Below are 19,355 nucleotides of genomic sequence, written 5' to 3'. Positions count from 1 at the left end.
TCCCGCTCTCCTCTGAGAGCTTGAAGCACTGTTCGGCCAAGTCCGGAATCCCGCTTATGGGTCCAGACCCTCGGGCCCTTCGACGCTCGGCGCGTAGGCGCGCAGGAACGCGGCGACCGCGGCCCGCGCCGCCGCCCGGCGGTCGACGGGCGGCGGCGCGCCAAACAGCGCGGGCTCGAACAGCCCGGCTTCCAGCAGCGCCTTCAGGTGGAAGGCGGCGAAGGTCGGGTCGTCGATGCGCAGGCGGCTCTCGCCGGCCCAGCGCGTCAGGGTGGCGGCCATCTCGGCCCAGCCGCGCAGCGGGCCCAGTTCATAGAGGCGCGCGCCCAGCGTCCCCTTGCCGCCCTCGGTGACCGCCACCCGGGTCAGGGTGAGCACCTCGGGAGACAGGATGAAGTCGACGTAGGCGTCGGCGAAGGCCTCCAGGGTCGCGCGCAGGTCTCCGTCGCCGCCGTGGAGCAGGGCCAGGAGGAGCTCGGCCTGTTCGTCCATGGCCTCGACCATGACGGCCGAGAACAGGTCATCCTTGGACTGGAAGTAGCTGTAGAGGGTCTGCTTTGACCCGCCGACGCGCGCGGCGATGGCCGACATGCTGGCGCGCTCGTAGCCGACCTCTCGGAAGACCGCCTCGGCCGCCTCCATGATCGCCTGTCTTTTCTCGTCCGTACGCACGCGCATGGGGAGTCGCTCCTTTTCTGGACCGTACGGTACGATTTTGTATTGACCGCGCCAAGCCGCCTCAATAATAGACCGCATGGTCCATTTAAGGAGGCGATCATGAAGGGCACGTTGTCGGGCGGAACGCGGGGGCTTCTGCTTTCCGCAAGCCTGCTCGGGCTCGGCGCCTGCGCGACCGCCCCAGCCCCGGCGACGGGACCGGCGCCCAGGCCGCCCTCCGCCTACGCCCTCGAGGCCGCCACGGCGGGACCCGAGGCCGCGTGGCCCGAGGCGGCGTGGTGGCGCGCCTATGGCGATCCCCAGCTCGATGGCCTGATCGAGGAGGCGGTGGCCGGCGCGCCGACCTTGCGGTCCGCTGACGCGCGGATGCGCAAGGCCGAGGCCCTGGCCCGGCAGTCGCGGGCGGGTCTCCTGCCCGAACTCTCGTCGGCGGGGTCGGTCCAGATGGCTCAGCAGAGCGAAACCCTGGGGCAGCCCGTACCCAAGGGATGGGACGACAACGGGCGCGCGACCTTGAACCTCGCCTGGGACCTGGACCTCTGGGGCCGGAACCGGGCGGCGCTGGCCGCCGCCGTCTCGGAGGCCGAGGCGGCGCGGGCGGATGCGGCGGCGGCCAGGCTGGCCCTCTCCACAGCGGTCGCCGCCGCCTACGCTGATCTCGCCGGCGCCTTCGCCGACCTGGACGCCGCCAGGGACGCGGTGGCGGTGCGCGGCCAGACCGCCGACCTGATGCGGGCCCGCCAGCAGAGCGGCCTCGAGAACGAAGGCGCCGTGCAGCGCGCGGTCTCGGCCCATGCCGCCGCCCAGGCCGATCTCGCCCGGGCGGAGGAGGCCGTCACGCTTGGCCGCCACCGGCTGGCGGCCCTGCTGGGCGCCGGACCGGACCGGGGCCTGGCCATCGCCCGCCCGACGCTGAAGGGCCTGGGCGCCGCGGGCGCGCCGGCGGACCTCGCCGCCGAGCTGATCGGCCGCCGACCGGACGTGCGGGCCGCGCGCCTGCGGGCGGAGGCCGCCGCCGGGCGCATCAAGGTCGCCCGGGCCCAGTTCTATCCGAACGTGAACCTCGCGGCCTTCTACGGTCTGCAGTCGCTGAACCTCGCCGACTTCACCAAGGCCGGATCGGAGATCGGCGGCGTCGGCCCGGCGGTCAGCCTGCCGATCTTCAATGGCGGACGGCTGCGGGCCGGGCTGCGCGGCGCCGAGGCGGACTACGACGCCGCGGTCGCGGCCTATGACGACGCGCTCGTCCAGGCCTTGCGCGAAACCGCCGACGCCCTCGCAAGCCGCCGCGCGCTGACGGCGCGGCTGGAACGGACCCAGGCGGCCGAGGCCGCCGCGGAAACCGCCTGGACCGTGGCGCGCGATCGCTACCGGGGCGGTCTCGCCACTTACCTCGACGTGCTCACGGCCGAGGACGCCCTCATCGCCGCGCGCCGCAGCGCGGCCCAGCTCGACACCCAGGCCTTCACCCATGACGTCGCCCTCGTGCGCGCCCTGGGCGGCGGCTTCAGATCCTGACGGGAAAGCCAAGATGCTCGCCAAGACCGACACCCAACCCGAGAACGCCGGGAGCGCGCAGGCCCGCCGCCTGGTCCTGCGCAGGCGCCTGTTCCTGGGGCTCGCCGCCGCCGTCGTGGCGACCGGCGCGGGCGTGACCGCCTATGGCGCCGTGTTCGGCGGCCGCCACGTGAAGACCGACAACGCCTATGTCGGCGCGGACATCGCGGAGGTGACGCCGCTGGTGGCCGGCCCCGTGCGCGAGGTGCGGGTCGCCGACGCCCAGGCCGTGAAGCGGGGCGACGTGCTGGTGGTTCTGGACGACAGCGATGCGCGCCTGGCCCTGGCCCGGGCCGAGGCCGACCTCGCCGCCGCCGAGCGTCGGGTTCGCGGACTGATGGCCACCGACCAGGGGCTGGCCGCGCAGGTCTCGGCCCGCATCGCCGACCAGGGCCGCGCCGCCGCCCAGGTGACCGCCGCCCGTTCCGAACTCGCCAAGGCCCGCATCGACCTCGAAAGGCGCGAGGCCCTGGCCGCCTCGGGCTCGGTGTCCGGCGAAGAGCTGACGGCGGCGCGCAACGCGGCGGTGACCGCGGAGTCGAACCTGCGCGCCGCGCTGGCCGCCCAGGCCCAGGCCATCGCCAACCGCGCCGCCGCGACGAGCTCGCGGGCGGCCAACGCGGTCCTGATCGAGAACACGACGGTCGAGACGCATCCTGAGGTGGTCGCCGCGCGCGCCGCCCGCGACCAGGCCGCGCTCGACCTCAGCCGAACGGTCATCCGGGCGCCCCTCGACGGCGTGGTCTCCCGCCGCCGGGTGCAGGTGGGCCAGCGCGTCCAGCCCGGCGTGTCCCTGATGGCCGTGGTCCCGATCCAGGCGGCCTATGTCGACGCCAACTTCAAGGAGGTCCAACTCGCCAGGGTGAAGCCGGGCCAGCCTGTCAGGCTGACCGCGGACCTCTATGGCGACAAGGTGGAGTTCGCCGGCCGCGTCGTCGGCTTCTCGGGCGGCACCGGCTCGGCCTTCGCCGTGGTCCCGGCCCAGAACGCCACCGGCAACTGGATCAAGGTGGTCCAGCGCCTGCCGGTCCGCATCGCCCTCGATCCGAAGGAGCTGGCCGAGCATCCGCTGCGCGTCGGCCTGTCCATGGATGTCGACATCGACGTCTCCAGATAGGCGCCCGTCATGACCCGTTCCGAAACGGCGGGGCCCGCCCCGCTGACCGGCCTGTCGCTGCTGGGCGCCGCCCTGGCCATCGGCATGTCCAACTTCCTGGTGGTGCTCGATACGACCATCGCCAACGTGTCGATCCCGACGATTTCGGGCTCGCTGGGCGTCTCGGTGACCCAGGGCACCTGGGTCATCACCGCCTACGCCGTCGCCGAGGCCATCACCGTCCCGCTGACCGGCTGGCTGGCCAAGAGGTTCGGCGCCAAGCGCGTATTCCTGGTCTGCTACGCCGCCTTCGGGGCGCTCTCGCTGCTCTGCGGCCTGGCCTCCTCCTTCGGCCTGCTGGTGGCCGGCCGGGTGCTTCTGGGGCTGGCGGGCGGTCCGCTGATGCCGCTCTCGCTGATGCTGCTGATACAGGTTTTCCCGCGGGATAAGGCGATGCTGGCCAACGTCATCTGGGCGATGACCACCCTGATCGCCCCGGTCCTGGGGCCGATCCTGGGCGGGATCATCAGCGACTCGGCCGGCTGGCCATGGATCTTCCACCTGAAGGTCCCGCTGGCGGCGCTGGGCGTCACCGTCGCCTGGCTGATGCTGCGCGACATGCCCGACCGGCGCGAGAAGGCGGCCATAGACTTCGTAGGCCTGGGCCTGCTCGTCGTCTGGGTCGGCGCCTTCCAGGTCATGCTGGACGAGGGCCGCAACCTCGACTGGTTCGCGAGCGCCGAGATCGTGGCGCTGGCCGTGGTCGCCGCCGTGGGCTTCGCGGCCTTCCTGATCTGGGAGCTGACCCACGACCAGCCCATCGTGGACCTGCGGATATTCCGCAGCCGGGGGTTCGCGGCGGCGGCGGTGACCTACACGGTGGGCTTCGGGGCGTTCTTCGCCTCGGTGGTGCTGCTGCCGCTCTGGCTGCAGCAGAACATGGGCTACACGGCCACCTGGGCGGGCTACGCGACCGGCGTCATGGGGCTGCTGGCGATCGGCTGTGCGCCCATCGTCGGCAAGATCCTGGAGAAGGTGGACGCCCGGGCGGTGATCTTCACCGGCTTGACGGGCCTCGGCCTGCTCCATGTCTGGCGCATGGGATTCACGCCCGACGTCACCTTCCTGCAGATGGCCGCGCCGACGCTGCTCTCCGGCGTCTTCATGGTGATGTTCTTCATCCCGGTGTCCGGCCTGGCGATCGCCAGCGTCGAGCCCCACGAGACGGCCAACGCGGCCGGCCTGTCGAACTTCATGCGCACCCTCGGCGGCGCCATCGCCACCGCCGTCATCCAGACCGGCTGGAGCAACGCGGCTCGCATCGACCAGACCGAGCTCGCCGGCGCGCTCGTCAATGGGGAGCGGGTGGTCGGCGAAATGACCGCCTCGGGCATGTCGCGCGAATCGGCGGTCATCAGCCTGACCCGCATCGTCGAGGGGCAGAGCCTGATGCTGGGCGCCCTCGACATGTTCGCCGCCATCGCCGTGGTCTTTGTCGCCGCGGGCGCCCTCATCTGGGTCGCGCCCAGGCCCAGGGGACCGATCGACACCACCGGCGGCCACTGACCCCTGTTGCCCCAAGGTCACGCCGGCGCGGCTTTCGGGCCGAGGGGCGGCTGGTCCGTGACGCTCGCGCGACGCCCTGGTGTAGCTTTCGCGACATCTCAGGTTGATGTCGGCGCGGCGCCGGCGAACGAGGGGGCTCCAATCATGACGAAGGCGGGTTCGCGGCGCGCGGCGCTGGCGGCGGGCGTGGCCCTGGCGGTGCTGGCGGGGGCGGCCCACGCCCAGGAGGCCCCTCGGGAGTCCATCGAGCTGGGCGAGGTGATCGTCACCGCCCAGAAGCGGGCGCAGGACATCAACGACGTGCCGGCCGCGCTGACCGCCGTCTCGGGCGAGAAGCTGGACGCCATCCGCTCGTCGGGCGGCGACATCCGGGTGTTCTCGGCCCGGGTCCCCAGCCTGACCCTGGAATCCAGCTTCGGCCGGACCTTCCCGCGTCCCTACATCCGGGGCCTCGGCAACACCGACTTCGACCTGAACGCCTCCCAGCCGGTGAGCTTCGTCTATGACGAGGTGGTGCTGGAGAACCCGGTGCTGAAGGGCTTCCCGCTGTTCGACATCGACCAGGTGGAGGTGCTGAAGGGGCCGCAGGGGACCCTGTTCGGCCGCAACACCCCGGCCGGCGTGCTGAAGTTCGACAGCGCCAAGCCGACCCAGGCGCTGGAGGGCTACGGCCGGGCCTCGTACGCCACCTACGACACCATCAACCTGGAGGGCGCGCTCTCGGGGCCGATCGTCCCGGGCGTGCTGGCCGGCCGCCTCTCGGCCCTCTACCAGCACCGCGGCGACTGGGTGGACAACACGCTCACGCCCAAGAAGCACGACGCCGAGGGCTACGACCAGGTGGCGGTGCGCGGCCAACTGCTGTGGACGCCCACCGAGGAGCTCGCCGCCCTCCTCAACCTGCACTACCAGCACCTGGACGGCACGCCGCGCCTCTTCCGGGCCAACATCATCCGGCAGGGGACCAACGACTTCGTCCCGGGCTTCCAGCGCGACGAGATCAGCCAGGACGCGCAGGGCCGCGCCTATCAGAAGATCGAGTCCTCGGGCGCCAGCCTGAAGCTGACCTACGACCTGGGCGGGCCGGAGATCACCTCGATCACCGCCTACGAGCGGGTGGACGCCTATTCGCGCGGCGACATCGACGGCGGCTACGGCGCGGTGTTCGCCCCGCCGTCCGGCCCGGGCCTGATCCCGTTCCCGTCGGAGAGCGCCGACGGCATCCCCTTCCACCGCCAGTTCAGCCAGGAGCTGCGGATCGCCGGCGACACCGGCCAGCTCGCCTATACGGTCGGCGCCTTCTACTTCAACGAAAGCGTCAAGATCGACAGCTTCGACTACAACACCCTGGGCGGGGGGAGCCTGCAGGGCTACGCCTACCAGAACCAGAAGTCCGAGAGCTGGGCGCTGTTCGCCAACCTCGACTATGACCTGACCGAGCGGCTGAACGTCGGCGGCGGCGTCCGCTATTCGGACGACAAGAAGGACTTCCTCGCCCAGCGGACCCTGTCGCCCTTCGGGGCGCCGCCCACCGCCATCCTGACGGCGAACCCGGACTCCAGCGAGGTCAGCTTCAACCTCAACGCCACCTACGCGGCCACGGACGACGTGAACCTCTACGCCCGCGTGGCCCGGGGCTACCGCGCGCCCTCGATCCAGGGCCGGCTGGTGTTCGGCGACACCCTGTCGGTGGCCGACAAGGAGACGGTGATGTCCTACGAGTCGGGCGTGAAGGGCCGCCTGCCGCAGATGCGGGCCCGCTTCGACGCCGCCGTCTTCTATTATCGCGCCAACGACCTTCAGATCACCGCCGTGGGCGGGGGCGCCAACTTCAACCGCCTGCTGAACGCCGACAAGGCCACCGGCTACGGCTTCGAGTTCAACGCCGAGGCCGAGCCGGTCGACCGCCTCGTGCTGACGGCGGGCCTCTCCTACAACAACACCGAGATCGACGACCCGAACCTGTTCACCCAGCCCTGCGGCGCGCCCTGCACGGTGCTGGACCCGGCGGGCCCGGCGGCCGGCGCGGTCAGCATCGACGGCAACAGCCTGCCCAATGCGCCCAAGTGGATCGCCAACGTCACCGCCGGCTACGCCTGGCCGCTGGCGAGCGGGGAGGTGTTCGTGTTCACCGACTGGGCCTATCGTTCGAAGGTCAGCTTCTTCCTCTACGAGTCGGCCGAGTTCAACGACGACCGGCTGCTGGAGGGCGGCCTGCGCCTGGGCTACCGGGCCGACGGCGGGCGCTGGGAGGCGGCGGTGTTCGGCCGCAACATCACCAACGACCGCAGCCTCGAGGGCGGCATCGACTTCAACAACCTGACCGGCTTCGTGAACGACCCGCGCACCTGGGGCGTCGAGGTGAAGGCCAACTTCTGATCGGGATCAAGGCGGCGGCCGGCGACGTCCGGCTAGAAGGCGTCCAAGCTTGAGCTTGGGAGCCCGCCAATGCGTCCGGCCGCCGCCTTGATCCTTACCGCCCTGCTGGCCGTCCCGGCCTTCGCCCAGGCTCCTCCGCCGCCCACGGACGCGGCGCTGGCGGCGCGCATGGCCCGCGAGGCCGAGCTCGCCGATCAGAACCGGCGCAGCGAACTCCTGAACGTCGAGGTCAACCGCAGGAACGCCGAGGTCGAGGCGCGCAACGCCGAGAAGCGCGCGGCCTATGCGAAGGCGCAGGCCGACCATCAGGCCGCCGTCGCCGCCACGGAGGCCGAAGCCGCCCGCATCGCCGCCGACGCGGCGGCGGCCCAGGCGGCCTACGCCCAGGCCATGGCGAAGTGGGAAGCCGACGTGAAGGCCTGCAAGGCCGGCGACAAGGCCCGATGCGCGCCGGGCGGCTGAGCGCTCAGCCCTCGAAGCCCGCCACCACCTCCAGCACCGCCTCGCCGTAGTGGGCGAGCTTGGCCTCGCCCACGCCATTGATCTGGGCGAGCGCCGCGCGGCTCCCGGGCCTCGCCTGGGCGATGGCCGCCAGGGTGGCGTCGTGGAAGATGACGTAGGGCGGCACGTGCTGGGCCTTGGCCTCGCCCGCCCGCCAGGCCTTCAGCGCCTGGAACAGTGGCGCGTCGGACGGCGACAGCGGCGGGGCCTTGCTCCTGCGCCGCGCGCGGGGCTCGGCCGCCTCGGCGGGGCGGCGCATGGCCACCCGCCGCTCGCCCCTGAACACGGCGCGGACCGCCTCGGCGTCGCCCACGCCCACCAGCGGGCGGCCGTCGTTGGGGTCTTCCTTGAGCAGGCCCTCGAACAGGAGCTGTTCGGTCAGGTCGCGCCACTGCACGGCCGACAGCTCCTGGCCGATGCCGTAGGTGGACAGCGAGGCCTCGTGGCCGGTGACGTCCTTGGTGCGGCCCAGGAGGTGGTCGATCAGCCGCCCGCGCCCGAACCGGCCGGCCAGCCGGTGGGCGGCGGACAGCGCCTTCTGGGCGGGCTCGGTCATGTCGACGGTGTCGATCTCGCCGGTGCAGATGTCGCACTGGCCGCAGGGCTCGGCGCTCTCCTCGCCGAAGTAGCGCCGCACGCTGGCCGCCCGGCAGACGGTCCCGTCCAGCATGGCGTAGAGCTGGCGGACCTTGCGCGTCTGGACCTGCTTGACCGCATCGTCCACCTCGCGCTCGGCGATGCGGCGCAGCGCCCAGGCGAGGTCGGCCGAGCCGTAGAGGGTGATGCCCTCGGCCGGGTCGCCGTCGCGGCCCGCCCGGCCGATCTCCTGCCAGTAGGCCTCGATGGCGGCGGGCGGGTCGGCGTGGATCACGAAGCGGACGTCGGGCTTGTCCACCCCCATGCCGAAGGCGATGGTCGCCACCATCACGGCGGCGTCGGCCTCCAGGAACTCCTCCAGCCGCTGCTCGCGCAGCCGCCGGTCGAGGCCGGCGTGGTAGGCGAGCGCCGGCACGCCCGCCTGGCGCAAGGCTTCCGCCAGCTTCTCGGTCCCGTCGCGCGAACCCGCATAGACCACGCCCGAGCGGTCGGGGCGGGCGGTGACCAGCTCGACGACCCGCTTCTCCTTGGAGCCCTTCTTGCGCTCGGCCGACAGGATCAGCTCGGGACGGGCGAAGCTGGCCACGAACTCGGCGCAGCCCTGGAGGCGCAGCTCGCCGCGGATGTCCTCGCGGGTGCGGGCGTCGGCGGTGGCGGTGACCGCGAGGCGGGGGACCTCGGGGAACAGCTCGGCGAGGCGCCCCAGCATCCGGTACTCGGGCCGGAAGTCGTGGCCCCACTGGCTGACGCAGTGGGCCTCGTCGATGGCGATGAGCGCGAGCGGCGTCCGGGCCAGGCGGTCCAGCATGGCGGGCTGCATGAGCCCCTCGGGCGAGACGTAGAGCAGGTCGAGCTCGCCGCGCTCGATGCGCCGCCAGGTCTCGGCGCGCTCGTTGAGGTCGATGTTGGAATCGAGGCGCGCGGCGGCCACGCCCGACTGCTGCAGCGCCGCCACCTGGTCGGTCATCAGCGCGATCAGCGGCGAGACCACCAGGCCCAGGCCCGGCCGGATCAGGCTGGGGATCTGGTAGCACAGGCTCTTGCCGCCGCCCGTCGGCAGCACGGCCATGGCGCTGCGCCCGGCCAGCGCCTCGGCGATCACCGGCGCCTGGAGGCCCCGGAAGTCCTGGTGGCCGAAGGTGCGGCGGAGGATCTCGCGGGCCTGGTCCAGCGGCGGAAGCTCGGCTTCGGCGAGGGCAAGCGACATGCCGCCCTTATGGCGCGAATCGCCCGGATTGCGATGCCCTTCCCTCCCTTGATGGGGAGGGACAGGCCGCGCAGCGGCCAGGGTGGGGAAGCCTCGACCGGGCGCGGCGCGTCCGGTTGGTCGCCCCTCCACACAGCGCCCCGCCTCCAGGGCGGCGAGGATGCGATCCATCACGACGCCGAGGTCCCGCCGGACCTCGGAGGCCCAGACCCGCAACACCACGAATCCCTGTCGCCGCAGGATGCGATCCCGCACGGCGTCATGCTCGGCCTGGACCTCTTCGGCATGCTGGCTGCCGTCCACCTCCACCACCAGCCGACGCGAGAAGCAGACGAAATCCAGGAAGTAGCCCCGGAACGGCGCCTGGCGACGGAAGCGGACGCCGTCCGTCCGGAGGCGCTTCAGTCTCGCCCAGAGCATCACCTCGGGCTCGCTCATGTTCCGGCGGAGCTCGCGGGCGCGCTGGATCTCGGGCCGCATGGGACTCGATCGTGTTCTATATTTGTTCTAAAAACAAGCAGGGTTGCCGTCCGGCGCTGAGCCCGGTCTTGGCTTCCCCACCCTGCTCGCCTGCGGCGAGCTGTCCCTCCCCATCAAGGGAGGGAAGCTATTCCGCCGCCATCCGCATCGGCTCCGACTGGGCGCCGCGCAGCAGGCGCCCCGGCAGGGCGCCGGTGGGCTCGCCGTCGCGGTAGGTGACCTGGCCCGCCACGATGGTCGCCACGTAGCCGTCGGCCTTCTGGATCAGGCGGCGCCCGCCGGCCGGCAGATCGTAGGCCACCTGGGGCGCGTGCAGCTTCAGCCGCCCGTAGTCGATGACGTTGAGGTCGGCCCGGTAGCCCGGCGCGATCAGGCCGCGGTCGTGGAGGCCCACGGTCTCGGCGGTGTCGCGGCACTGGGCCTTGACCATGCGCTCCAGGGGCAGCTTCGCCCCGCGCGTGCGGTCGCGGGTCCAATGGGTGATGTTGAAGGTCGGGAAGCTGCCGTCGCAGATCATGCCGACGTGCGCGCCGCCGTCCGACAGGCCCGGCACGCAGTGGGGATGGCCCAGCATCTCGTGGGCCGGGTCGAGGTTGGCGAAGGCGTAGTTGAGGAACGGCAGGTAGAGCATGCCGCGCCCGCCGTTCGTCAGCATGTGGTCGAGCGCGATCTCGGCCGGATCGGCGCCGCGCGCGGCGGCGAGGGCCGCGATGGTCGTCTCGCGGGTCGGCTCGTAGTCGGGCTCGGCCCCCAGCGGCCACATGTTGTCCCAGGCCCGGGGCTGGGTTCCGGCGAAACCGCGCTGGGCCTCGCTCTCCTCGTGCAGCAGGCGGGCGCGGAAGGCGGGATCGCGCATCCGCTCGACGCGGGCCTCCAGCGGCAGGCCGGCGATCTCCTGGTAGGCCGGATGCTGGCTGAACGGATTCATGGTCAGCTCGAAGCCGAACAGCACCCCCACCGGCCGTCCCGCCACCTGGGCGCGGATCGGCAGGCCCGCGGCGTTGGCTTCGGAAAGGCCCGCCAGCAGCACCTTGTAGCTCTCGGGCGCGCGGGGGCTCTGCACCAGGCTGAACGACAGGGGCCGGCCCGAGCGCTCGACGATCCGGCGCAGCATGGCCCACTCGGCCTCCGGGTCGGCGAAGTCCGAGACCAGTTGCAGCACGCCCTTGCCGGCGGCGGCGAGGCCCAGGGCGATGCCGGTCAGCTCGTCCTCGCCGGCGGTGAGCGTCGGCGTCGGCTGGCCGTCCGAGGTGCGGTGGTTGAGCGTGCGCGAGGTGGAGAAGCCGAGCGCCCCGGCCTCGGCCGCGCGCCTGGCCAGCGCCGCCATGGCGTGGATGTCGGCCTCGGTCGCGGGCTCGCGGTTCGCGCCGCGCTCGCCCATGACGAAGACGCGCAGGGCCGCGTGCGGGAGCTGGCTGCCGACGTCCACGTCGAAGCGGCGCGCCTCCAGGGCGTCGAGATAGTCGGGATAGCTTTCCCAGGTCCAGGGGAGGCCCTGGCTCAGCACGGGGAAGGGGATGTCCTCGACGCCTTCCATCAGCCGGATCAGGCGGTCGTGGTCGTCGGGCCGGCAGGGGGCGAAGCCCACGCCGCAGTTGCCCATGACCACGGTGGTCACCCCATGCCAGGACGAGGGCTGCATCCGCGAGTCCCAGGTCGCCTGGCCGTCGTAGTGGGTGTGGATGTCCACGAAGCCCGGGGTGACGATCATCCCCCGCGCGTCGATCTCCTCGGCCCCGGCGCCGGGCAGCCGGCCCACGGCGGCCACGCGGCCGTCCCTCACGCCCACGTCGGCCTCGACCGACGGACCGCCGGTCCCGTCCACGACCGTCCCGCCCCGGATCACGAGGTCGAATGCCTTCTCCACGGCGCCCTCCCGAAAGGCTCCGGCGTTCGAACGCCTGTTTGCGGCCATTAGCCGCCCGGACGCCGCGTCAGGTCAAGCACGGCCGTGGGAACCCGCATCCGATGAACGGGTTGCCTGCGCCTGGAGGCGCATAGAACCATGCCGCTCAAAGCCCTGCTCGCCATAGCCGCCCTGGCCGTCGCCATCGGCTTCACCCTGCCCGGCCGCGACGGCGGCGAGGCCCAGGCCGACTCCGGCCAGATCCCCATGCTGGAGCTGGGTTGATAGCGTGATCCCTTCCCGCTCGCGGGAAGGGGGGACCGCTCGCCGAAGAGCGAGCGGTGGGAAGGGAAAGCCACAGGCGCCGCGCGCGCCGCCGCGAATCCTCGCCTCCACCGCAAGGATCACCGCATCGGCGACGCCGTCGAGGTTCCGGTAGACTTCGCCGGCGCCGATCCTGAGCACCGCGATCCCGCGTGAGGCCAGCCAGTGGTCACGGCCCTCGTCCCTGGCCTGCCTGTCGTCGCTCCAATGGGTCGCGCCGTCGATCTCCACCGCCAGCTTCGCCATCGGACAGTAGAAGTCGAAGATCATCGCGCCGCAGGCGAACTGCCGCCGAAACACGGGCTTGTCCTCCCCACGCCCGTTGAGCCGGGTCCACAGCAGGACCTCCGGTCCGGTCATGGCCTTTCGAAGCGCCCGGGCCCGGCTGGCGATGCGGGTCGCGGTCCGGTCCGCCATGCGTCCGCCTTCCCTTCCCACCACGCCCTCTGCGGGGCGCGGTCCCCCCTTCCCGTAAACGGGAAGGGATCGAACAAACGCGGAACATATACTTTCGGGCAGCAAGTGTGAAGCGCGTCACCCGCCCTCGCGGGGCAGCTCCGCCGTCCTGGCCGCGCAGCCGCGGAGGGTCTCGGACCCGACCTCGACCTCGGCGGTCAGGGGGTAGGAGAGGTCGCTCATGCCGTCCGAGCAGGTGCTGACGTAGAGCGTCACCCGCATCGCGGCGCCGTCGGCGGCCCTGGCGTCCCACACGGCCTTGCCCGGCTGGATGGCCGCGCCGGGCGCCTCGAACGTCATCTCGGTCCGGTCGGGACGGGCGAGCGTCAGGCGGGTCCCGTCGATCGTCACCGCCCAGAAGGGCTCGGTCCCGCGCGCCGCGATCGGCCCGCTGAAGTCGCTCAGCGGCGACATGGGCTCGAACCGGGAGGCCGGCGCATCGGCCGGAGGCGGAGCGGGTGCGCCGTCCGGGTCCTGGGGCTGGCAGGCGCCGAGCAGGAGGGCGGCGAGGAAGGGGAGGGGCGAGCGCATGGGGTCATCCTTCCGGCAGGCGCGCGGGCAAGGCAAATCAGCTACCGTCCCGCCGTGACCTGTCGACCCTTCACCTTCTACGAATTCTTCGCCGGCGGCGGCATGGCGCGGCTGGGCCTTGGCGAGGCGTGGTCCTGCGCCTTCGCCAACGATTTCGACCCCATCAAGGCGGCGACCTACCGGGCGAACTTCGCCGACGCGGCCGACCACTTCCGCGAGGGGGACGTCTGGAAGCTGGAGCCCGGCGACCTGCCGGGGCGCGCTGACCTCGCCTGGGCCTCGTCGCCCTGCCAGGACTTCAGCCTGGCCGGCGCGCGGGCCGGGCTGAAAGGCGGTCGTTCGTCGGCCTTCTTCGGCTTCTGGCGGCTGATGGAGGCGCTGGACGCGGCGGGCCGCGCGCCCCGGCTGGTGGTCATCGAGAACGTCGTCGGCCTGCTCACCTCGCGCGGCGGGGCGGATTTCGCCGCGCTCGCCCGGGCGCTCGCCGCCCAGGGCTATGTCTTCGGCGCGCTGGAGATCGACGCGGGCCGCTTCCTGCCCCAGTCGCGGCCCCGGGTGTTCGTGGTGGCGAGCCGTGACGCGCCGCCGCCGGGCCTGACCGGCGACAGCCCCTTCCACACCCGCGCCGTGCGCGCGGCGGCCGGGGCCCTGCCGCCGGAGCTGGCCGCCCGCTGGGTCTGGTGGGGCCTGCCCGCGCCGCCGGCCCGCAACACCGACCTTTCCGCCCTGCTGGAGCCGGACCACGCCGCCGCCTGGCACACGCCCGCCCAGACCGAGCGGCTGCTGTCGCTGATGGCCCCCGCTCATCGCGCCAAGCTCGCGGCCCAGCGGGGCCGGGCGGTGGGCGCCGTCTTCCGGCGCACGCGGGTCGAGGACGGCCGGCGGGTGCAGCGGGCCGAGGTGCGGTTCGACGGCCTGGCCGGCTGCCTGCGTACGCCGCGCGGCGGCTCCTCGCGCCAGGCCATCGTGGTCGTCGAGGATGGCCGCGTCCGCAGCCGCCTGATCGGCGCCCGCGAGGCCGCGCGCCTGATGGGCCTGCCCGACGGATACCGCCTGCCGGCGCCGGCGACCGGGGCCCTGCACGTGGCGGGCGACGGCGTGGCCGTCCCGGTGGTCCGCTGGCTGGCCCGCGAGCTGCTGGAACCGCTGCTCGCGCCTCCGACGGCCCTGGCCGCCGAGTAAATCTATAAGCGGCGCCATCGGCGGCGCCTTCCAAAAACCCCCGGAAGCCTTAGGTTCGGCGCCTGAAGGGCCACTTCAAACCGACTGCCAACGAGGTCCGTCCCATGGACGCCACTCCCGACAAGGCCTACGACGCCGCCCGCTTCCGCCGGGCCGGTCGGGGCAAGATCTTCGACTCCATCCTCGACACCATCGGCGACACGCCGCTCGTGCGCCTGCCGCGCCTGACCGCGGCGCTGAAGCCCAAGGGCGAGGTCGTGGCCAAGCTGGAGTTCTTCAATCCGGCCGGCTCGGTGAAGGACCGCATCGGCGTGGCGATGATCGAGTACCTCGAGGCCAAGGGCGTCCTGAAGCCCGGCGGGACGATCATCGAGCCCACCTCCGGCAACACCGGCATCGCCCTGGCCTTCGTGGCCGCCGCCAAGGGCTACAAGATCACCCTGGTCATGCCCGAGAGCATGTCGATCGAGCGGCGCAAGATGCTGGTCATCCTGGGCGCCAAGCTGGAGCTGACCCCGGCCGAGAAGGGCATGGCGGGCGCCGTGGCCCGGGCCAAGGAGCTGGTCGAGGCCACCCCCGGCGCGGTGATGCCCCAGCAGTTCGACAATGCCGCCAACCCGCTGATCCATCGGGTCTCGACGGCCGAGGAGATCTGGAACGACACGCAAGGCGCCGTCGACGCGGTGATCGCGGGCGTCGGCACCGGCGGCACGATCACCGGCGTCGGCCAGGTGCTGAAGGCGCGCAAGCCGTCGGTGAGGATGATCGCCGTCGAGCCCGAGGCCTCGCCCGTGCTGTCGGGCGGCAATCCCGGCCCCCACAAGATCCAGGGCATCGGGGCGGGCTTCGTGCCCTCGATCCTCGACCGCGGCGTCATCGACGAGGTGGTGCAGGTTTCCAACGATGACGCCTTCGCCATGGCCCGTCGCGCGGCCAGCGAAGAGGGCATCCCCGTCGGCATCTCTTCGGGCGCGGCGCTGACCGCGGCGTTCCACGTGGCGGCGCGCGACGACATGGCCGGCAAGCTGGTCGTGGCCATCGTGCCCAGCTTCGCCGAGCGCTACATCTCGACGGCGCTGTTCGAGGGGCTGTGAGCGCCCGCCTCCCCGCGCCGCGGCGCGGGCGATGACCGACGTCTTCGACGCGGAGAAGCGATCCGCCGTGATGCGGCGGGTGAAGGGCAAGGACACCACGCCGGAACTGGCCGTGCGGCGGGCGCTGACCAGGCTCGGCGCCCGCTACCGGCTGCATCGCGAGGACCTGCCGGGCAAGCCGGACATCGTCATGCCGGGGCGGCGCCTGGCGCTGTTCGTCCACGGCTGCTTCTGGCACGGCCACGACTGCGCGCGCGGGGCGCGCGTGCCCAAGCAGAACCGCGACTACTGGACCGCCAAGGTCGCCCGCAACGTGGCCCGCGACGTCCGGACCCGCGAGGCGCTGGCCGCCGCCGGCTGGCGCGTCGAGACGATCTGGGAGTGCGAGCTCAGGGACCCGGCGGCCCTGGAGGGACGGCTGAAGGCGCTCCTCGCCCAGCTTGACCGCGAACGGAATCGTCCATCATAGTGGACGTATGAATACTATAGAGGCCGATCCCACGGAGCGCCTGGCCGAGCGCATCCGGCTGGAGCGGGAGGCGCGGGGCTGGAGCCAGGGCGAGCTGGCCCAGCGCTCGGACGTCTCCAAGGCGATGATCAGCAAGATCGAGCGCGGCGAGGCGAGCCCTACCGCAGCGCTGCTGGCCAAGCTGTCGGGCGCCTTCGAGCTGACCCTGGCCGCCCTCCTGACCCGGGCCGAGGGCGAGGGTGGGCGCAAGGTGGCGGCCGCCGACCAGCCGCGCTGGCGCGATCCCGGCACGGGCTACCTGCGCCGCCAGGTGTTCGCGCGCGGCGACCACCCGGTGGAGCTGGTGCAGGTGGAGCTGCCGGCCGGGGCCAAGGTCGAGCTGCCGGCCTCGTCCTACGCCTTCATCCGCCAGGTCGTGTGGCTGATCGGCGGGGCCCTGACCATCCGCGAGGGGGCCCGGGAGACGACGCTCTCGCCGGGGGATTCCTACGCCTTCGGACCGCCGGCGGATTCCGCCTTCGTGAACCCGGGGACGGAGCCGGCGGTCTATCTGGTCGCGGTGGCGCGGCGATGAACATCACCATCACGCCGCTCGGCGCCGCCGACGTCCCGCGCCTGGCCGAGATCCTGCGGGAGACGGTGGCGGCCGGCGGCTCGGTGCACTTCATGGACCCCGTGCCCGAGGGCGCGGCGGAGGCCTACTGGGCCGGCGCCGTGGCCGATCCCGGCCGGATCGTCCTGGGGGCCTTCGTGGCTGGGCGGCTGGAAGGCACGGTGACGCTGTGGCTCGACACCCCGCCCAACCAGCCGTTCCGGGGCGAAATCTGGAAGCTGATGGTGGCGCCGGCCATGCGCGGCAAGGGCCTGGCGCGGGCGCTGATGATCGAGGCCGAGGGGCTGGCGGCGGCGCGCGGCCGCACCCTGCTCAACCTCGACACGGCCACGGAAGGCGGCGCCTCCGAACTCTACGAGAGCATGGGCTGGACGCGGGCCGGGGTGATCCCCGACTACGCCTTCAAACCCCAGGGCGGCCTCGTCGGCACGGCGATCTACTGGAAGCGGCTGGGCCGGGTCTAGACTTCCGCCGGCTCCACCTCCTCGACCACGACCTCGGTCTTCACCGAGTTGGCGATGAAGCATTCCTCGTGGGCCTGGTGGTGCAGGTGCTCGGCCTCGGCCGCGCTGGGGCGGCGGCCTTCGTAGGCGATCTCGGGACGAAGCGTCACGCGGGTGACGGCCATGCGGCCCTCGGCGGTCTTCTCCATCACGCCCACGGCGGCGTCGCGGTAGCGGGTGACGACGAAGCCGGCGTTCCGCGCCACGTGCAGGAAGGTCAGCATGTGGCAGGTGGACAGCGAGGCCACCAGCATCTCCTCCGGGTCCACCGCGCCGGGGGCGGCCCACTTCGGGCCGACCACGTGGTGCGAGGCGGTGGCGGGCAGCTCGAACCCGCCGCCGAAGGTTACCGTGTGGCCGCGCGAGTAGCGCCCTTTCAGGAAGTCCTCGCCGGGAGCGTCCAGTTCGAAGAGCGCGGTCGCGCGGTACTCGGCCATCGGAAAGTCCCCAGGGTCAGAACGCCTCGGCGGGCAGCTTCATCATCAGGTCGGCGCCCGTCTTCAGCTTAGCAAGATGGGCCGAGGTTTCCGGCAGGATGCGATCGACATAGTAGCGCCCCACGACGAGCTTGCCCTCGTAGAACGGGTCCTTGTCGCCGGCGGCGATCTTCGCCTGGGCGGCCTTGGCCGTCAGGGCCCACATGTAGGCCAGCGCCGTGAGGCCAAAGAGGTGCAGGTAGTCGGTGGAGGCCGCGCCGGCGTTGTCGGGGTTGGCGAGGCCGTTCTGCATCAGCCACATGGTGGCTTCCTGAAGTTCGGCCTTGGCCCGGGCGACGCCGTCCATGAACGGCTTGAGGGCCGCGTCGCCCTCGTTCTCGGCCACGAAGGCGTCGAGCTCGGCGAAGAAGCTCATCACCGCCCGGCCGCCGTCGGCGGCGAGCTTGCGGCCCACCAGGTCCAGGGCCTGGACGCCGTTGGTCCCCTCGTAGATCAGGGCGATGCGCACGTCGCGCAGGTACTGGCTGGCCGGGAAGTGCTCGGTGAAGCCCGAGCCGCCGTGGACCTGCATGGCGTCGGAGCAGACCTTGAAGCCGCGGTCGGTCAGGAACGCCTTCACCACCGGGGTCATCAGGGCCATGTAGTCGCGGCCCTTCTGGCGCACGGCCTCGTCGGGGCTCGCGTGGCTCAGGTCCCCGTGCAGCGCGGTCCAGGCCATGAACGCCCGGCCGCCCTCGACGATGGCGCGGGCGTCCATCAGCATCCGGCGCACGTCGGGGTGGACGATGATCGGGTCGGCCGGCCCGTCGGGGTTCTTCGGCCCGGTCAGCGAGCGGCCCTGGAGGCGCTCCCTGGCGAACTCGGCGGCGGCCTGATAGGCGGCCTCGGCCTGGGCGATGCCCTGGAGGCCGACGCCCAGGCGGGCCTCGTTCATCATCACGAACATGAGCTTCAGGCCCTGATTCTCCTCGCCGACGAGCCAGCCCGTGGCCTCCTCGTGGCTGATGACGCAGGTGGCGTTGCCGTGGATGCCCATCTTCTCTTCGAGGCCCAGGCACTTCACCGAATTGCGCTCGCCCGGATTGCCGTCGGCGTCGGGGATGAACTTCGGCACGATGAACAGGCTGATGCCCCGCACGCCCGCCGGCGCGCCCTCGATGCGGGCCAGCACCAGGTGGACGATGTTGGGCGTCAGGTCCTGCTCGCCGCCCGAGATCCAGATCTTCTGGCCCGAGATCCTGTAGGTCCCGTCGGCCTGCGGAACGGCCTTGGTGCGCAGGAGGCCGAGGTCGGTGCCGCAGTGCGGCTCGGTGAGGTTCATGGTTCCGGCCCACTGGCCAGAGGCGAGCTTGGGCAGGTAGAGCGCCTTCTGCTCGGGCGAGCCTCCGGCATGGATCGCCGAATAGGCGCCGTGCGTCAGGCCCGGGTACATGGAGAACGCCATGTTGGCCGCCGAGCTCATCTCGGAGAAGGCGACATTGACCACATGCGGCAGCCCCTGGCCGCCGTAGGCCGGGTCGGCGCCCAGCGCCGGCCAGCCGGCCTCGATGAGCTGGGCGTAGGCCTCCTTGAAGCCGGTGGGGGTCCGGACCGAGAAGTCCGGGCTCCACGTGCAGCCTTCCTTGTCCCCCACCGCGTTGAGCGGCGCGAGCACCTCGGAGGTGAACCGGCCGGCCTCCTCCAGGATCGCCTCGACGGTGTCCATGGACGCGTCGGCGAAGGCCGGGAGGTTGGCGTAGTTGTCGAGCTGAAGGACGTCTCGCAGCAGGAAGCGGTAGTCCCGCACGGGGGCCTGGTAGGGCATGCGCACTCCGGGAGAAGTTGAGCCGGAAAAAATTA

The 19,355-nt window shown here is 72.1% G+C and carries 17 protein-coding genes and 1 pseudogene; 10 read left to right on the top strand and 8 right to left on the bottom strand.

What is annotated here, in order from left to right; translation table 11 throughout:
- Positions 1 to 54 precede the first annotated feature (54 nt).
- On the bottom strand, positions 55 to 678 hold the full coding sequence (locus ACK4TT_RS07390; protein ID WP_410212717.1) for a TetR/AcrR family transcriptional regulator: 624 nt from the start codon (positions 676 to 678) through the stop codon (positions 55 to 57).
- A 99-nt stretch (positions 679 to 777) separates the two neighbouring features.
- On the opposite strand from ACK4TT_RS07390, the gene ACK4TT_RS07385 reads away from it, so the two are divergent.
- The 5 genes from ACK4TT_RS07385 (at position 778) to ACK4TT_RS07365 (ending at position 7,738) form a co-directional block, all read left to right on the top strand.
- Positions 778 to 2,196, top strand: coding sequence for an efflux transporter outer membrane subunit (locus ACK4TT_RS07385; RefSeq protein WP_410212716.1), 1,419 nt, complete (start codon positions 778 to 780; stop codon positions 2,194 to 2,196).
- Positions 2,197 to 2,209: 13 nt separating this feature from the next.
- Positions 2,210 to 3,352, top strand: coding sequence for an efflux RND transporter periplasmic adaptor subunit (locus ACK4TT_RS07380; RefSeq protein ID WP_410212715.1), 1,143 nt, complete (start codon positions 2,210 to 2,212; stop codon positions 3,350 to 3,352).
- Between the two features lie 9 nt (positions 3,353 to 3,361).
- Entirely contained in the window at positions 3,362 to 4,897 is a 1,536-nt protein-coding gene (locus ACK4TT_RS07375) for a DHA2 family efflux MFS transporter permease subunit (protein ID WP_410212714.1), read from the top strand.
- A 144-nt stretch (positions 4,898 to 5,041) separates the two neighbouring features.
- A complete protein-coding gene (locus ACK4TT_RS07370; RefSeq protein ID WP_410212713.1) occupies positions 5,042 to 7,276 on the top strand; it encodes a TonB-dependent receptor in 2,235 nt (744 codons plus the stop codon).
- Positions 7,277 to 7,345: 69 nt separating this feature from the next.
- Positions 7,346 to 7,738 (top strand): hypothetical protein, encoded by a 393-nt coding sequence (locus tag ACK4TT_RS07365; protein WP_410212712.1) that lies wholly within the window; start codon positions 7,346 to 7,348, stop codon positions 7,736 to 7,738.
- 4 nt (positions 7,739 to 7,742) lie between these two features.
- Here the strand turns inward: ACK4TT_RS07365 and recQ are convergent, their stop codons facing one another.
- The 5 genes and pseudogenes from recQ to ACK4TT_RS07340 form a co-directional block, all read right to left on the bottom strand.
- Positions 7,743 to 9,581, bottom strand: a complete 1,839-nt coding sequence (gene recQ, locus ACK4TT_RS07360) for a DNA helicase RecQ (RefSeq protein WP_410212719.1) — start codon at positions 9,579 to 9,581, stop codon at positions 7,743 to 7,745.
- A 156-nt stretch (positions 9,582 to 9,737) separates the two neighbouring features.
- Positions 9,738 to 10,061 (bottom strand): annotated as a pseudogene (locus ACK4TT_RS07355) (endonuclease domain-containing protein); the annotation flags it as partial.
- A gap of 127 nt (positions 10,062 to 10,188) precedes the next feature.
- Positions 10,189 to 11,928, bottom strand: a complete 1,740-nt coding sequence (locus tag ACK4TT_RS07350) for an N-acyl-D-amino-acid deacylase family protein (RefSeq protein WP_410212711.1) — start codon at positions 11,926 to 11,928, stop codon at positions 10,189 to 10,191.
- 72 nt (positions 11,929 to 12,000) lie between these two features.
- Positions 12,001 to 12,648 carry an endonuclease domain-containing protein gene (locus ACK4TT_RS07345; RefSeq protein WP_410212710.1) on the bottom strand — a complete coding sequence of 216 codons (648 nt, stop codon included), beginning with the start codon at positions 12,646 to 12,648 and terminating at the stop codon, positions 12,001 to 12,003.
- Positions 12,649 to 12,765: 117 nt separating this feature from the next.
- A complete protein-coding gene (locus tag ACK4TT_RS07340; RefSeq protein WP_410212709.1) occupies positions 12,766 to 13,218 on the bottom strand; it encodes a COG3650 family protein in 453 nt (150 codons plus the stop codon).
- A gap of 54 nt (positions 13,219 to 13,272) precedes the next feature.
- Between ACK4TT_RS07340 and ACK4TT_RS07335 the strand changes: the two genes are divergently transcribed.
- The 5 genes from ACK4TT_RS07335 to ACK4TT_RS07315 all read left to right on the top strand — a co-directional run bounded on the left by ACK4TT_RS07335 (position 13,273) and on the right by ACK4TT_RS07315 (position 17,040).
- A complete protein-coding gene (locus tag ACK4TT_RS07335) occupies positions 13,273 to 14,400 on the top strand; it encodes a DNA cytosine methyltransferase (RefSeq protein WP_410212708.1) in 1,128 nt (375 codons plus the stop codon).
- Positions 14,401 to 14,504: 104 nt separating this feature from the next.
- Positions 14,505 to 15,494, top strand: coding sequence for a cysteine synthase A (cysK, locus tag ACK4TT_RS07330; RefSeq protein ID WP_409637770.1), 990 nt, complete (start codon positions 14,505 to 14,507; stop codon positions 15,492 to 15,494).
- Positions 15,495 to 15,525: 31 nt separating this feature from the next.
- Positions 15,526 to 15,963: a very short patch repair endonuclease gene (locus ACK4TT_RS07325; RefSeq protein WP_410212707.1), complete on the top strand. Its 438-nt coding sequence runs from the start codon at positions 15,526 to 15,528 to the stop codon at positions 15,961 to 15,963.
- A 7-nt stretch (positions 15,964 to 15,970) separates the two neighbouring features.
- The gene (locus ACK4TT_RS07320; protein ID WP_410212706.1) at positions 15,971 to 16,537 is read left to right on the top strand and encodes a helix-turn-helix domain-containing protein; all 567 of its coding nucleotides are present in this window, start codon (positions 15,971 to 15,973) and stop codon (positions 16,535 to 16,537) included.
- On the top strand, positions 16,534 to 17,040 hold the full coding sequence (locus tag ACK4TT_RS07315; protein ID WP_409637762.1) for an N-acetyltransferase family protein: 507 nt from the start codon (positions 16,534 to 16,536) through the stop codon (positions 17,038 to 17,040). The genes ACK4TT_RS07320 and ACK4TT_RS07315 overlap by 4 nt, the downstream gene beginning before the upstream one ends.
- Here the strand turns inward: ACK4TT_RS07315 and ACK4TT_RS07310 are convergent.
- Both ACK4TT_RS07310 and ACK4TT_RS07305 read right to left on the bottom strand, forming a co-directional pair.
- Positions 17,037 to 17,516 (bottom strand): OsmC family protein, encoded by a 480-nt coding sequence (locus ACK4TT_RS07310; protein ID WP_410212705.1) that lies wholly within the window; start codon positions 17,514 to 17,516, stop codon positions 17,037 to 17,039. The two genes, ACK4TT_RS07315 and ACK4TT_RS07310, sit on opposite strands and share 4 nt — an antisense overlap.
- A 16-nt stretch (positions 17,517 to 17,532) precedes the next feature.
- Entirely contained in the window at positions 17,533 to 19,320 is a 1,788-nt protein-coding gene (locus ACK4TT_RS07305; protein ID WP_410212704.1) for an acyl-CoA dehydrogenase C-terminal domain-containing protein, read from the bottom strand.
- Positions 19,321 to 19,355: the final 35 nt, after the last annotated feature.

Source organism: Phenylobacterium sp., assembly GCF_046463815.1.
Lineage (GTDB): Bacteria > Pseudomonadota > Alphaproteobacteria > Caulobacterales > Caulobacteraceae > Phenylobacterium.
This window is presented reverse-complemented; position numbering and strand designations above follow the sequence as displayed.

Bases quoted from the DNA above. Each gene is read 5' to 3' on its own strand.
- ACK4TT_RS07365 (WP_410212712.1), top strand. From the start codon at position 7,346: ATGCGTCCGGCCGCCGCCTTGATCCTTACCGCCCTGCTGGCCGTCCCG.
- ACK4TT_RS07320 (WP_410212706.1), top strand. From the start codon at position 15,971: ATGAATACTATAGAGGCCGATCCCACGGAGCGCCTGGCCGAGCGCATC.
- ACK4TT_RS07375 (WP_410212714.1), top strand. From the start codon at position 3,362: ATGACCCGTTCCGAAACGGCGGGGCCCGCCCCGCTGACCGGCCTGTCG.
- ACK4TT_RS07370 (WP_410212713.1), top strand. From the start codon at position 5,042: ATGACGAAGGCGGGTTCGCGGCGCGCGGCGCTGGCGGCGGGCGTGGCC.
- ACK4TT_RS07340 (WP_410212709.1), bottom strand. From the start codon at position 13,218: ATGCGCTCGCCCCTCCCCTTCCTCGCCGCCCTCCTGCTCGGCGCCTGC.
- ACK4TT_RS07385 (WP_410212716.1), top strand. From the start codon at position 778: ATGAAGGGCACGTTGTCGGGCGGAACGCGGGGGCTTCTGCTTTCCGCA.
- recQ (WP_410212719.1), bottom strand. From the start codon at position 9,581: ATGTCGCTTGCCCTCGCCGAAGCCGAGCTTCCGCCGCTGGACCAGGCC.
- ACK4TT_RS07325 (WP_410212707.1), top strand. From the start codon at position 15,526: ATGACCGACGTCTTCGACGCGGAGAAGCGATCCGCCGTGATGCGGCGG.
- ACK4TT_RS07390 (WP_410212717.1), bottom strand. From the start codon at position 678: ATGCGCGTGCGTACGGACGAGAAAAGACAGGCGATCATGGAGGCGGCC.
- ACK4TT_RS07315 (WP_409637762.1), top strand. From the start codon at position 16,534: ATGAACATCACCATCACGCCGCTCGGCGCCGCCGACGTCCCGCGCCTG.
- ACK4TT_RS07305 (WP_410212704.1), bottom strand. From the start codon at position 19,320: ATGCCCTACCAGGCCCCCGTGCGGGACTACCGCTTCCTGCTGCGAGAC.
- ACK4TT_RS07345 (WP_410212710.1), bottom strand. From the start codon at position 12,648: ATGGCGGACCGGACCGCGACCCGCATCGCCAGCCGGGCCCGGGCGCTT.
- cysK (WP_409637770.1), top strand. From the start codon at position 14,505: ATGGACGCCACTCCCGACAAGGCCTACGACGCCGCCCGCTTCCGCCGG.
- ACK4TT_RS07380 (WP_410212715.1), top strand. From the start codon at position 2,210: ATGCTCGCCAAGACCGACACCCAACCCGAGAACGCCGGGAGCGCGCAG.
- ACK4TT_RS07310 (WP_410212705.1), bottom strand. From the start codon at position 17,516: ATGGCCGAGTACCGCGCGACCGCGCTCTTCGAACTGGACGCTCCCGGC.